Consider the following 14718-nt stretch of genomic DNA (forward strand, 5'->3'; position numbering starts at 1 on the left):
CAATAAATAATACCAATTATAACGATTATGACAAACATAAAAAAAATAGCTGTCCTCACCTCTGGAGGAGATGCTCCTGGGATGAATGCTGCCATACGTTCGGTAGTGCGCACCTGTGTCTATCACAATGTAGAAGTATTAGGAGTATACCGAGGCTACCAAGGAATGATAGAGAATGACTTTACTCCCTTAGATGCTCGTAGTGTACGCAATCTCATCAACCGAGGAGGTACTTTTCTTAAATCAGCACGTTCTAAGGATTTCCGTACCCCTGAAGGGCGCAAGAAAGCCTATGAAAATCTTGTTGCAGCCGGCGCTGATGCCTTAGTAGTTATTGGTGGAGATGGATCCTTCACTGGTGCACTTCTCTTCAATCAAGAATTTGGTTTTCCTGTCATGGGAATCCCTGGTACTATTGACAACGATATCTATGGGACTACCTATACCTTAGGTTATGATACAGCCCTGAATACCGTAGTAGAAGCCATCGACAAGATCCGTGATACTGCCAGCTCCCACAACCGTATGTTCTTTATTGAGGTAATGGGGCGTGATGCTGGCTTCCTCGCTCTGAACTCTGGTATAGGAGGAGGTGCCGAGAAAATCCTTATTCCAGAGCAACATAGTACCTTGGAAGAACTTGTAAGCGAGATAGAGGTCAACCACAATAAAGGGAAAATGTCCAATATTATTGTAGTTGCTGAAGGAGACACTACAGGAAAGAATGTCTTCGAACTTAAAAAATACGTAGAAAAGCAAAACCCCGATTACGATATTCGTGTCACTGTACTGGGACATATCCAGCGAGGCGGTGCCCCTACCTGCTTTGACCGTGTATTGGCAAGCCGTATGGGGGTAAAAGCTGTGGAATCTCTTCTCGAAGGTAAGTCCAACTATATGGTAGGTATCAATAATGACAAAATTGATCTTACCCCTTTAGAAAAAGCCATCAAAGGAGGAGAAAGCAAGCTCGACCCAGATCTTATCCGTATTGCAGAGATTATGAGCATATAATTCTTTTTAGTGAATTTAACAATACTCATTCCTCTTTATTAAAACATTTTTTGTAACTTTGCCAAAAATATTTTTTACATGAAAATAGCAGTTATTGGAACCGGTTATGTCGGTTTGGTATCAGGTACTTGTTTTGCTGAAATGGGCAACAAGGTTACTTGTGTAGATGTCAATAAAGAAAAGATAGAAAATCTAAAAAAGGGAATTATCCCCATCTATGAACCAGGGTTAGAGACCATGGTACTCAATAATGTAGCTAGTAAGAATTTATTTTTTACAACAGAAATAGGGGAAGCCATCAAAGATGCTGAAATTGCTTTTATTGCTGTAGGTACTCCTATGGGAGATGATGGTTCTGCTGACTTACAATATGTACTTTCTGTAGCACAATCCATTGGAGAGACCATGCAGGGAAAGCTCATCATTGTAGATAAATCGACTGTTCCTGTAGGTACCGCAGATAAGGTGCGTACTACTGTACAGAAAGCCTTGGATAAGCGAGGTGTCTCTCATGAGTTTTATGTAGTATCCAACCCAGAGTTTCTCAAAGAAGGTAAAGCTATTCAAGATTTTATGAAGCCTGACAGAGTTGTAGTAGGAGCTGATAATGACTATGCATTAAGCCAAATGAAGGCTCTCTATGCACCTTTCTTTATGCAGCATGATGGCTTTATAGCAATGGACATTCGTTCGGCTGAAATGACCAAATATGCAGCTAACTCCATGTTGGCCACTAAAATCTCATTTATGAATGAGATTGCCAATATCTGTGAGCGTGTAGGTGCTGATGTGAATAAAGTACGTATAGGAATAGGGTCAGACAGTCGTATTGGCTACAGTTTTATCTATCCTGGTTGTGGATATGGAGGTTCATGCTTTCCTAAGGATGTTTTGGCATTAAAGAAATTGGCTGAAGAAGTCAATTACAAAGCTGAACTTATAGAATCTGTGGACAATGTCAATAACCGTCAGAAATATGTCATTGCACAAAAAGTGATAAAAAAATATGGAGAAGACCTCTCTGGAAAAACCTTTGCTGTATGGGGGCTCTCTTTCAAACCTGAAACAGATGATATGCGGGAAGCTCCTGCTATCTATATCATCAAGGAATTAGTAAAACGAGGCGCTAAGATACAAGCCTATGACCCTAAAGCTGTACATGAAGCCAAAGTATGTTACCTAAAAGGTGTTGAGGTAACTTATGTAGAAAGTAAATATGATGCTCTCAAAGGAGCTGATGCCCTCCTACTGCTTACCGAATGGAAAGAGTTCCGTGTACCTGATTTTGAAGAGATCAGCAAGTTACTAAAAGAAAAAGTAATCTTTGACGGACGTAATCAGTATAATGCTTTTGACTTGCCAAACAAAGGATTTGAATATATACAAATAGGAGTTTAAATCAGGTAATAGATAACATGAAAATATTAGTAACAGGAGGTGCTGGCTTTGTAGGTTCAAACCTTTGTGAAACCTTAGCTCAAAACCCTAACAATGAGGTTTATTCATTAGACAACTATTTTACAGGAAGTCGAGAAAACCATGTAGAAGGTGTCAATTATATAGAAGGGAGTACTGAACATATCTTTGAACTGATTGACTTTACCCCAGACCTTGTCTATCACCTGGGGGAATATTCACGGGTAGAACAGAGCTTTGACGATATAGACAAGGTCCTTTTGTTCAACAAAATAGGCACTCTAAAAGTATTAGAGTTTTGCCGAAAACACCATTGCAAATTGGTATATGCTGGTAGTAGCACTAAGTTTGGCGATGGAGGTATAGGTAAAGACCAGAGTCCTTATGCTTGGAGTAAATCATCCAACACAGAGTTAGTGAAAAACTATGGTAATTGGTATGGTTTAGAGTATGCTATTGTTTATTTTTACAATGTTTATGGTAAGCGTGAGATCCGTACTGGTAAGTATGCAACCCTTATTGCACTCTTTACTGAAAAAATGAAGAAAGGAGAACCCCTTACTGTAGTAAGCCCTGGTACGCAACAACGTAACTTTACTCATATTGAGGATATAGTATCTGGATTACTTATTGTAGGAGAAAAAGGTAATGGTGATGGTTTCGGTATAGGAAGTCCCGAAACTTATACTGTTTTAGAGATAGCCAAGTTATTTGGAGGTGAGATACAAATGCTTCCCGAACGTAAGGGAAACCGTATGACCGCTGAAGTAGTTACCCAAAAAACAGAAGCACTCGGATGGAAAGCCAAGAGACATATTAAGGAATTTATTGAAGAGTTGAAAAATAATATTTGGTAATGGAAGAATATGATTATCTAATTGTAGGAGCTGGGCTTTTTGGAGCTGTGTTCGCTTGTGAAATGACTAAAAAAGGAAAAAAATGTTTAGTTATTGATAAAAGAGAACATTTAGGAGGAAATGTATATTGTAAAGAGATAAAGGGAATACAAGTTCACCAATATGGACCACATATTTTCCATACTAATGATAAAGATATTTGGAATTATGTAAATCAGTTTGCTGAATTTAATCATTTTATATATAGTCCTGTGGCCAATTATAAAGGTAAATTGTATAGTTTACCTTTTAATATGAATACTTTTTATCAGCTATGGGGGGTTACTACGCCTACTGAAGCACAACAAATTATAGAAAAACAAATTAAAGAAAGTGGAATTACTTCTCCTAAAAATTTAGAAGAACAAGCTCTTTCACTAGTTGGTAAGGATGTATATGAAACGCTTATCAAAGGATATACAGAAAAGCAATGGGGGCGTCCCGCAACAGAATTGCCTTCTTTTATTATCAAAAGATTACCACTGCGTTATATTTTTGACAATAACTATTTTAATGATAGGTATCAAGGAATTCCTATAGGCGGTTATAATGTTATCATAGAAAATATGCTCAAGGGTATTGAAACAAAAATAAGAGTTGATTATCTTGAGAACAAGAGCCATTATGATGGTTTGGCTCATACTGTAGTATATACAGGTAAGATAGATGAATATTTTGGATATTGTTTTGGGGAATTAGAATACCGCTCCTTACGATTTGAAACGGAAGTTTTAGAGATGGAAAACTTTCAGGGATGTGCAGGGATGAACTATACTGATGCTGAAACGCCCTACACTAGGATTGTGGAACATAAACACTTTGAATTTGGCAAACAAAAACATACAGTTATTACCAAAGAATACTCTCAGAATTGGGATAGAGAAAAAGAAGCCTATTACCCTATAAATAATACAGCTAATCAAGAGTTGTATAGCAAATATAAAGAGAAAGCTTCTACTTTGACCAATGTTATTTTTGGAGGACGATTGGCAGAATATAGGTATTATGATATGCACCAAGTAATTGCTTCAGCATTACAGAGAGTAAAAACAATAAATAGCTGATAGAATGGTATTTGATAAACTAAAACAACATAAAAAGCTCATTGAAAATTTTTCTTATTTGTCTTTTTTACAAATACTCTCATTAATTACTCCTTTAATTACTTATCCTTATTTGGTAAAAACTTTAGGAGAGGTGATGTATGGAACTGTAGTATTTGCACAGGCTGTAGTTACTTATTTTAATATTTTAGTTGTTTTTGGTTTCAATTTTACAGCAGCAAGAGACGTTAGTTTACATAGAGATAACCCTAAGAAATTAAATGAGATTATTAGTGCAGTGACCATTATTAAAACATTATTTCTGATAATTTCATTATCATTAATATCATGTTATATGTTTTATACATCCAAAATGGATTATACCTTATACTATTTATCCTTTTGGATATGTCTCAATGAAATTCTATTCCCTACTTGGTTTTTTCAAGGAATAGAAGAAATGAAATATATTACTTTTATCAATTTTGGAATACGTGTTTTGTTTATAGGAATGATTTTTGTATTTATAAAATCACCTAGTGACTATTTATTTTTTCCTTTGCTGAATGGAATTGGGGCTCTTTTGGCAGGAGTTGTTAGTTTCTCTTTATTATATGGAAAATACAAATTACAATTAATAAGAGTTCCATCAAAAACACTTATTGAATATATAAAATCATCATACCATTTATTTATATCTAATGTTTCTATTCAGATATATGTAAATGCCAATAAGATTATTATTGGTCACTTTTTAGGTATGCGAGAGGTTACTTATTATGATTTGGCAGAGAAAATTACTAATATGGGAAAAGTTCCTCAGGGAATGATTAATCAGGTTTTATATCCTAAAATATCTTTAGAGAAGAATGGTTCTTTTTTAAGGAAAGTTCTCAAAGGTTCAATTCTTATGAATAGTTTTTTATATTTAATGGTTTTTTTATTTTCAAATCAGATTGTAGCTTACTTTGGAGGGAATGAAATGGTATTAAGAATACTATTCCTAACAGTACCTATCATAGGAATAAGCAATGTATTAATGATATTAACCTTGTTACCTTTTGGATATAATAAAGTTTTCACAAGAATTGTCTTTTTATCAGCTTTTTCTTATTTATTAATTGTTTTGACACTTTATGGATTCCATTCTATATCATTATATACACTTACAGCTACCAATGTAGTTGTAGAGTCATTAGTTTCTATAATAGCATATATCTATATTAGAAGAAAAAAAATAATAGACTTATGAGTGATAAATTACTTACTATAACTGTTCCTGTATACAATACAGAAGAATACCTTCCTAAATGCTTAGATTCATTAATCATTGATGAATATATGGATATATTGGAGGTCTTAATAGTTATTGATGGGAGTCCTGACAATTCATTAGCTATAGCTCAAGAATATGCTCAAAAATATCCTAATACATTTATTGTAATTAATAAAGAAAATGGAGGACATAGTTCAGCCATAAATAAAGGATTAGAACTCGCTACAGGAAAATATTTTAAACTCTTAGATTCTGATGATTGGTTTGATAAAGATTCCTTTAAAGTATTTATAGAGAATCTACAAGGATTGGATATTGATATGGTTATGACGGATTATGTTGTAGAATATGTAAGCCAAAACAAGCAAGAATTAGTAGGATTAAATATATCAGAAAATAAAATTTATTCTATTGATCAAGTAGATATAACTAAAATACCAAATTTTCTAGCAATGCATAGAATTGCATATAGAACTTCTTTATTCAAAGAAGTAAATTTCAAATTACCTGAAAAAACATTTTATACAGATGTCCTTTATGCCCATTTGCCTTTTTTTAAAACTAATCGTTTTATTTATTATAAACTGCCCTTATATCGTTATTATGTAGGTAGAGAGGGGCAAAGTATGAATTTGGCTAATATCGTTCGTAATAAAACACATATGTTTTCTATTTTCTCTTTATTATACAAGAATTATACTTTGTATAAAAATACAATAAATAATAACAAAAGACAATATTTTTTAAACTTTCTAAACCAATATAACTTTTATATTTTTAATATCTTATTGAAACAACCTTATTCTATAGCAGAACAAGATATTAAAGAAAGAATTAAATATATAAAAGAAGAAATTAATGAACCTCAGATATATAATACTTTTAAATATCATATAATTTCTAAAACTCCTTTCTGGTTGCTTAGAATGCTCGTAAACACAAAAAATATTATAAAAAAGTAAAAAATATGAATAGGAACAACTTTTTCAGTTATTTAGAAAATTTCTATAATTAAATAAGAAAACAAAATGAAACAGAAACTCCTTTTCATATTTGGTACACGTCCCGAGGCTATTAAAATGGCTCCGCTCATAAAGGCTTTTCAAAAAGAAACAACTTTTGATACAAAAGTATGTGTGACAGCACAACATCGTGAGATGTTGGATCAAGTATTAGATTTCTTTGAGATAAAAGCAGATTACGACCTCAATGTAATGAAGCCTAATCAGAATTTGTATACTCTTACCTCTACAATTATTACAGAACTAAAAGCTGTTTTAGAAGATTGTAATCCTAACTACATATTTGTACATGGCGATACAACTACTACTATGGCTGCAAGCATTGCTGGATTTTATGCAGGAGCTAAAGTGTGTCATATAGAAGCAGGACTTAGAACCTTTAATAAACACGCACCTTTTCCTGAGGAGATCAATCGCAAAGTAACAGGAGCTATAGCCGATTTTCATTTTGCCCCTACCCAACAAGCAAAGCAAAATTTATTAAGAGAAGGGATAGACGAAAAAAGTATTCTAGTAACGGGCAATACAGTGATAGATGCTCTTTTAGAAAGTACTAAAAAAGTAGAAAAATTACAAGACAAAGAGATTGATGCTTTAAAAAAGATAATAGATAGCACTAAAAAGCTAATTTTGGTTACAGGACACCGTCGTGAAAACCAAGGCGAAGGCTTTATACATATCTGTCAGGCACTGAAAAAAATCGCCTTACAAAATCCTGAGGTACAGGTAGTCTATCCAGTACATTTAAACCCTAATGTAAAAGAACCTGTTTATCGTATATTATCAGGTATTGAAAATGTGAAACTCATAGCACCTTTAGCCTATCCTGCTTTTGTTTGGCTGATGAACCAATCCCATCTTATCATTACCGATAGTGGTGGCGTACAAGAGGAAGCGCCTAGCTTAGGCAAACCTGTATTGGTAATGCGTGACACTACCGAGCGCCCTGAAGCAGTAAGTGCAGGTACAGTAATCTTGGTAGGTACCGATGAGCAAAAAATAGTAGGTGAATGCGAGCAACTACTTAACAACCAAGAGAAATATACTAAAATGAGTGCTTTACACAACCCTTATGGCGATGGTAAGGCTTGTGAACGAATAGTCGAATTCTTTAAGAAATAATGAATATATTCAGTAGTCAAAATATTAAAATTTTTCTACCTCCTGAGCGAAATAGTCTGAATGATGCCACTCAATATTATATTGAACTCATTGAAAAGGCTATCGAAAAAGCAGGGGGGAGTTCAATACGTTGTAATAGTTTGAGTGAAATAAAAAATAAAGATGTAGTACTTACTATTGAGCTCAACACCTTTATGCAATGTTTTTTTAAGCGTCGTGGTATTAAAATTATCCATTGGGTACAGGGAGTTTCACCAGAAGAAGTGATGCTTACCAAACCCAATAAACTCTTCTACTATTTGAGATGTATAATAGAATGGTTGATAATGAAATTCACTACAAAAATATTTTTTGTTTCTGAAGCAATGTTACAACATTATGAAAAAAAATATAAAGTAAAGGTAAAACATAAAGCAATGATTATTCCTTGTTACAATAAACATTTGCAGAAAGACACCTTCTTTACCCCCAACAGATATACTAAACCATACTTTGTATATGCAGGAAGTTTAAGCGCTTGGCAGTGTTTTGATGAAATGCTAACTATCTATAAAAAGATAGAAGAAAAACTACCTCATAGCAAATTGACAATTCTAACTGCTGAAATAGAAAAAGCAAATACAGCCTTAACTGAAAAACAAATACAACATTTTGAGGTAAAATATATTCCTTTGGAAGAATTGGAAGTAGAATTGTCAAAATATAAATATGGATTCCTCATTCGTAAAAAAAATGTGATAAATTATGTAGCAACACCTACAAAAATGAATTCTTATCTTTCAGTAGGATTGATTCCTATATTTACAGATGCTGTAGGTGATTTCAAAGAAAAGATTAATTTAAAGGAATATGAACTAAAACTTTCAGCAAATATAAATATAGAAAAAGTTGTACAAAAAATTTTGGAATTTGAAAAAAAGACAAATATAGACCCTCTGAATTATTATAATATTGTAAAAAGTATCTTTGATAATTATTACAATGATGAGAAATATATTAAGTTGATTAGATAGCTTATGCAACAAATTTTAGTAAAAAAAAGCACTATTGGTTTTCTAACCATTTCTTTTTTTATCGCTCTTTTTGTAGGTAATAGAGGAAATACACGAGATACTATTGTCTACTTAACTGTATTTAAGAACATTGATAGCTTAGATCTTCTTAACCCTATAAAATTTTATCTTTTTACAGGAATGGAAATAGGTTTTGGATGGTATTGTTATATAATTAATTTAATAACTCATTCTCATGTTATTCTATTCACAATATTTTCTCTTTTTACATTTCTTATAATATATCTAATCTCTAAAAAACTTAATGTAACAATATTATCTGTTCTTTTATTATATATCTCTACTGGCTACTTCTTGTTACAACAATTTATGCAAATACGGCAAGGGCTTGCCACTCCTTTAGCTTTATTTGCTATAACTGTTTTTATCATGGATAATAATAAATTCTCTATAAAATTTTTATTAATTACCCTATTAGCTTTTTCTTTTCATCAAATAGCTTTACCTGTTATACTTATAGGAGTACTCTTAAGCATTATATTAAAAAAAATAGACTTATCTATTAATGAATTTAAATGGATATCAGTATTTCTCTTTATAATATTTATAATTATTGCTAAATTTTTATTAGTTAATCTCTTAACAAATATATCAAGTAGAGTTGAAGTTTATTCAAATTCTTCAGAATATGCAGAAAATGTAGGTATTTTCAGATTACCTAATATAAAGGCTTTTTTCACCTTTTTATTTATCTTATTTCTCATGAATGAAAAAATGTATAGGAATAAACTTTTTACTATTTTTTTCCTTCTTTTTATTGTAGGAGTAGCTTTTAGAATAGGTTTTTCTGACTTTGCTATTTTAAGTGGTCGTTTTGCCACAGCTTTTTCTTTCTCTGAAATTTTCATTCTACCTTTTGCTTTTTATAGATTCAAATATTTCAATCACATATTTCTAATACTATTTGTAATAGCACAAGCTATAGCTACTTATATGTTTCAAGCTCCTTTTGTCATAGAGGATTATTTTAAACCATTATCTTTATGAAAAAAATAGGTTTTTTCGTTCCTGAGATTAAAAATTGTGGTCCTGTGAATGTAGTATTTAATATTATTTCTTTCCTTAATAAAAATGTATTTGATATACAACTTATTGCTATAAGGAAAAACAATATTGGTTATGAAAAGAATATTCAAAAGCAATGTTCTTTAGGGATCATTTATATGGAGAACTATCCTGATAAAAATATTTTTTTTAATCATTTAAATGATTTAGATATTATACACTCCCATGGTTATTTCCCTGATAAATATATAAAGTTTATCAATAACAATATAGTAAAAATAACCACTATACATTGTCTATTTTTTAATGATTATATCAAAGAGTATGGCTTCTTTAAAGGTTTAGTAGGAGCTATAATGCATCTTTATTTTCTTAAGAATAACCACTTTAGCAAAATTGTAGGTTGTTCAAAATCTATAGAGGAATATCTCACCAAATTTATACAGAAAGAAAAATTATCAAATATAAACAATGGTGTTAATCAAAATATTTTTAAGCCCTTATCTATAGAAGATAGAATATTAGTTCGTAAGGAGTTAGGATTCAAAATAGATGAATCTATTTTTATTTTTGCAGGTAGATTTATAAAAAGAAAAAATGTATCAAAACTAATAGAAATTTTTAACACTCAGAACTTTGATAATAGTAAACTACTCCTATTAGGAGAAGGAGAAGAAGAAGATATTTGTAAGGAAAAAGCAAAAAATAATCCCAATATTCTTTTTTTAGGATTCAATAATACTCCTGAGAAGTATTATCAGTTAGCTGATTTTGTAGTATCTGTTTCTAGTGCTGAAGGTTATCCTATGAGTATTTTGGAAGCAGTTTCTTGTGGTTGTTATGCTTACCTTTCTGATATTCCATCTCATAGAGAATTTTTAAAAAATAATCCTTCTTGTGGAGATTTTATAGAAAATATCTCAAACTATAAATCCTTAGAAAAGAATCATTCTAACAAATCATATTATAACTTATCTGCTCAAAAAATGTCAAAAGAATATACAAAAATTTATATAGAAGAACTATGAAATTCTCAGTCCTATTATCATTATACTATAAAGAGAAACCAGAATTTCTCAAGGAATGTTTAGAGAGTTTAAAAGCACAGTCTTTACAAGCCACTGAAATTGTAATGGTTTTTGATGGTGTGGTTACCCCTGAACTAGAAAAAGTAGTGATACAATATACCTCTATTTTACCCATTAAGATTATTCGATTACCTCAAAATGTAGGTCTAGGAAAAGCCCTTAATGAAGGCTTGAAACATTGCTCTTACAATTGGGTATTTCGTATGGATACAGATGATATTTGCTTACCTGATCGTTTTAAAAAACAAGTAGAATTTATAAAACAGCATTCTGATGTAGTATTATTTAGTGGACATATAGCTGAATTTTCAGATGATAAGACAATAATTACAGGTTATAGAAAAGTTCCTATCAAGAATGAAAACATTAAGAAATATGCCGTCTCAAGGAGTCCTTTTAATCATATGACTGTTGCTTTTCGTAAAGATATTATTGAAGCAGTAGGAGGATACCAACATCATCTTTTCTTAGAAGATTATAATCTATGGCTACGTGTCATCGCCCAAGGATATGAGGTTGGTAATATAGACGATGTATTGCTTTTAGCTCGTGCTGGAAGTAATATGGTTGCTCGTAGAAGAGGAAGAGACTATATCAAAGGTGAATGGAAATTATTTAATTTAAAGAAACAACTAAAACTTCAAAATATCTTTTCGGGTTTTTTTATCTTCCTTTTGCGTGTCTTTCCAAGGATGCTACCTACTGGAATATTAAAAGCTTTATATAAATATCTTAGAAAATAAAAATAAAATTCGTACCTTTGCACAAACAAATCACTAATGCCTAAAAAAGCACTCATTACAGGAATTACAGGACAGGATGGTGCCTATCTTGCGGAATATCTCCTCAAGAAAGGTTATGAAGTACATGGCATGAAGCGCCGTTCGTCCCTCTTTAATACAGATCGTATTGACCATCTGTATCAGGATCCGCATTTGGAAAACCGCAATCTTATCTTGCATTACGGCGACCTTACCGATAGTATGAACATCACTCGCCTTATCCAAGAGGTACAACCTGATGAGATCTACAACTTGGCGGCTATGAGCCACGTACATGTGAGCTTCCAAACCCCTGAGTACGTAGGCAATGCCGATGGATTGGGTACCTTACGTATCTTGGAAGCCGTACGCTTATTGGGGCTAACTGAGAAAACACGTATCTATCAGGCTTCTACTTCTGAACTATATGGATTGGTACAGGAAGTACCACAAAGTGAGAGAACACCTTTCTATCCTCGCTCTCCCTATGCTGTGGCTAAGCTCTATGCGTACTGGATTACTGTAAACTATCGTGAAGCGTATAAGATGCACGCTTCCAATGGGATTCTCTTCAACCATGAATCGCCTATCCGTGGGGAAACTTTCGTGACGCGGAAGGTAACTCGCGCCCTAAGCCGTGTGGCCTTGGGTATGCAAGAGCGTTTCTATATGGGTAATCTCAGCTCTCAGCGTGACTGGGGACATGCCAAGGATTATATCAAGGCAATGTACCTTATCCTACAACAAGATACACCTTCTGACTATGTAATCGCTACAGGTATCACTACGGCTATCCGTGATTTCATTGCTTTGGCAGGAAAGGAAATTGGCCTCACCATAGAATTCAAGGGTGAAGGTACCGAGGAAAAAGGATATATCACCGCGGTAGACAAAGCAGTATTCTCTGAAAAAGTAGGCGAAAAATACCTCCCTCATATAGAAGAAAAAATAGCTAAAAATGAAGCTGTAGTATTGGTGGATCCTCAGTATTTCCGCCCTACCGAAGTGGATTTGCTTATAGGAGACCCTACCAAATCACAAACTGTCTTGGGTTGGAAACCTCAGTATGATCTCAAATCATTGGTGGAAGATATGATGCGTTCCGATATCAAGCTCTTTAAGCGGGATGCCTACCTTAAGGAAGGTGGTTTTACTATTATGAATTATTTCGAATAAAAAAGACTCTATGGAACTTACTCAAAAGCTCAGACATATCTTCATCAGTGACTTAGAAAAGTGCTCTCCTCTTATGGAAGAGGATTTGAAAGGGTTACTTACCAATAGTACTATTCCCTACCTTGAAGGCAAAGATGAAACAGATGTGAGGGCTTTTTGCTTTGAGTATGACCATGACGACATGTCTATTTCTTTCTATGCCTTAGGGGAAAAGAGTGAAATCATCTCAGACATATGCCTACTCCTTACTGAAAGGGAAGAAAATCACTTTCCTTCGGATAGGTATGCCTCGCAGGAGGAGATTTTGGAAGATCTTTTATATGAAACCTCTCTTGAGGAAGCCCAAATAGAAGACCTTTTAAGTGAATATAGAAAAGAAAAACTATCTATTTTCACTCATTGGTTTATAGCTCGTTGGAAAAATGTAACAGAACAGCTCAACATAACGATTGATGCCTATTTCTCCAAAATCAATGCCTTCTATAAAACGGATCTGAATAGCTTAGAGCCTATCAGCACTGAAGAAATAGAGGAAAAATACAACACGTAATATAATAAAACACAAATTCATATTATTATTTTATGAGAAGATTTAATTTTATGTATGCTGCCGCTATGGGATTGCTTACCTTGGGCAGTAATCTATCCGTAAATGCACAGACAAAAGTGCATTATTCTGAGAAAAGGTTGAAGGCTGATACCTCAAAAGCGGATTTTGATGGGCCTTACATCTTCTACACCCAAACAGAGGCAGTGGTAAAACAAATTGTTGAAAAAAATCAACAAGCGACTCTGGTAAGTGAGACGTTCAAGAATCCTATTGCAGGAAAAAAACTCACCTGTTATGTAGACAACAAAGAGCATTTCTCTTTTAAAGTACAGGAGCTACTACAGAACCAACCTTCTGTGTATCAAATGCCTGAAAAGCTCATTGCTATCTCTGACATAGAGGGACGTTATCAGGAATTCAAGCAGTTCCTTATCGCCAACAAAGTGATGGACAAAAACTACAAATGGACTTTTGGTAAAGGACATTTGGTAACTGTAGGAGATTTCTTTGATCGTGGGTTGTTAGTCAATCAGACACTTTGGCTTATCTACTCTTTGGAAGAACAAGCAGAAAAAGCAGGGGGAAAAGTGCATTTTATCTTAGGAAATCACGACCTCATGAATATGAAGAATGACTTCCGCTACACTCGTAAGAAATACCTTGAAAATGCCAAACTTATGGGCGTAGAATACTACGATTTGTACAAACCTAATACAGAGTTAGGCCGTTGGTTAGCTACTAAAAATATCTTAGAAAAGATTGGGGACTATATCTTTATCCATGCTGGTATTTCCAAGGAAGTAAGTGATCTTAACCTTGGAGTAGAGGGTATTAATAAGTTCGCCAGAAACTTCTACTTCGATAATGTAGAGGACAGAGCAGGGGTGGATCCTTTGCGTTCTGTAGTCTATATGCGTGGAAAAAGTCCTACCTGGTACCGCGGATATGGTAAAGAAACTATTGACAAAAATGAGTTTGCTGCCATCGCTAAGAATATGGGGGCTAAGAAGTTTGTCATCGGTCATACCCTTCATGAGTCAGTAACCTACCTTATGGACAAGCAAGTAATTGACTTGGATGTACTTCATGCTCAAGGAACTACCCAAGGACTACTCATTGAAAACGGACAAGAATACATGGTGGATATACAAGGACAGAAATCCGCTATCAAAGAACGTGCTAAGGAAGTTGATGACGATTAATCATTTATAAACTAACAACTATGAAAAATCAATTTAGAATACTTTCTTGGTTATTCTAAATTGATTTTTTACTT

At 33.4% G+C, this 14718-nt stretch carries 14 protein-coding genes; all 14 read left to right on the top strand.

Features of this window, described 5'->3' with window-relative positions; all coding sequences use genetic code 11:
• The first annotated feature begins 27 nt into the window (after positions 1-27).
• Positions 28-1014, top strand: a complete 987-nt coding sequence (pfkA, locus tag CGC50_RS01575) for a 6-phosphofructokinase (protein ID WP_095909410.1) — start codon at positions 28-30, stop codon at positions 1012-1014.
• 78 nt (positions 1015-1092) lie between these two features.
• Complete coding sequence (locus tag CGC50_RS01580) at positions 1093-2412, top strand: UDP-glucose dehydrogenase family protein (RefSeq protein WP_095909411.1); 1320 nt, start codon at positions 1093-1095, stop codon at positions 2410-2412.
• 17 nt (positions 2413-2429) lie between these two features.
• Positions 2430-3287, top strand: coding sequence for an NAD-dependent epimerase/dehydratase family protein (locus CGC50_RS01585; protein ID WP_095909412.1), 858 nt, complete (start codon positions 2430-2432; stop codon positions 3285-3287).
• The gene (glf, locus tag CGC50_RS01590; protein WP_095909413.1) at positions 3287-4390 is read left to right on the top strand and encodes a UDP-galactopyranose mutase; all 1104 of its coding nucleotides are present in this window, start codon (positions 3287-3289) and stop codon (positions 4388-4390) included. Before CGC50_RS01585 ends, glf begins: the two co-directional genes overlap by 1 nt.
• 4 nt (positions 4391-4394) lie before the next feature.
• On the top strand, positions 4395-5621 hold the full coding sequence (locus CGC50_RS01595; RefSeq protein WP_095909414.1) for an oligosaccharide flippase family protein: 1227 nt from the start codon (positions 4395-4397) through the stop codon (positions 5619-5621).
• Complete coding sequence (locus CGC50_RS01600; RefSeq protein WP_095909415.1) at positions 5618-6607, top strand: glycosyltransferase family 2 protein; 990 nt, start codon at positions 5618-5620, stop codon at positions 6605-6607. Before CGC50_RS01595 ends, CGC50_RS01600 begins: the two co-directional genes overlap by 4 nt.
• A 66-nt stretch (positions 6608-6673) precedes the next feature.
• Complete coding sequence (gene wecB / locus CGC50_RS01605) at positions 6674-7789, top strand: non-hydrolyzing UDP-N-acetylglucosamine 2-epimerase (RefSeq protein ID WP_095909416.1); 1116 nt, start codon at positions 6674-6676, stop codon at positions 7787-7789.
• Positions 7789-8802 (top strand): glycosyltransferase family protein, encoded by a 1014-nt coding sequence (locus CGC50_RS01610; RefSeq protein WP_095909417.1) that lies wholly within the window; start codon positions 7789-7791, stop codon positions 8800-8802. The genes wecB and CGC50_RS01610 overlap by 1 nt, the downstream gene beginning before the upstream one ends.
• Before the next feature lie 3 nt (positions 8803-8805).
• Entirely contained in the window at positions 8806-9849 is a 1044-nt protein-coding gene (locus CGC50_RS01615) for an EpsG family protein (protein WP_095909418.1), read from the top strand.
• Positions 9846-10895 (top strand): glycosyltransferase, encoded by a 1050-nt coding sequence (locus CGC50_RS01620; RefSeq protein WP_095909419.1) that lies wholly within the window; start codon positions 9846-9848, stop codon positions 10893-10895. The genes CGC50_RS01615 and CGC50_RS01620 overlap by 4 nt, the downstream gene beginning before the upstream one ends.
• Entirely contained in the window at positions 10892-11698 is an 807-nt protein-coding gene (locus CGC50_RS01625; RefSeq protein WP_095909420.1) for a glycosyltransferase family 2 protein, read from the top strand. The genes CGC50_RS01620 and CGC50_RS01625 overlap by 4 nt, the downstream gene beginning before the upstream one ends.
• Before the next feature lie 36 nt (positions 11699-11734).
• Positions 11735-12892, top strand: coding sequence for a GDP-mannose 4,6-dehydratase (gene gmd, locus CGC50_RS01630; RefSeq protein WP_095909421.1), 1158 nt, complete (start codon positions 11735-11737; stop codon positions 12890-12892).
• 10 nt (positions 12893-12902) lie between these two features.
• Positions 12903-13442 (top strand): hypothetical protein, encoded by a 540-nt coding sequence (locus CGC50_RS01635; protein WP_095909422.1) that lies wholly within the window; start codon positions 12903-12905, stop codon positions 13440-13442.
• A 32-nt stretch (positions 13443-13474) separates the two neighbouring features.
• Positions 13475-14644 (top strand): metallophosphoesterase, encoded by a 1170-nt coding sequence (locus CGC50_RS01640; RefSeq protein WP_232781160.1) that lies wholly within the window; start codon positions 13475-13477, stop codon positions 14642-14644.
• The last annotated feature ends 74 nt before the right edge of the window (positions 14645-14718 follow it).

The sequence above is a fragment of the Capnocytophaga gingivalis genome, assembly GCF_002302415.1.
Lineage (GTDB): Bacteria > Bacteroidota > Bacteroidia > Flavobacteriales > Flavobacteriaceae > Capnocytophaga > Capnocytophaga gingivalis.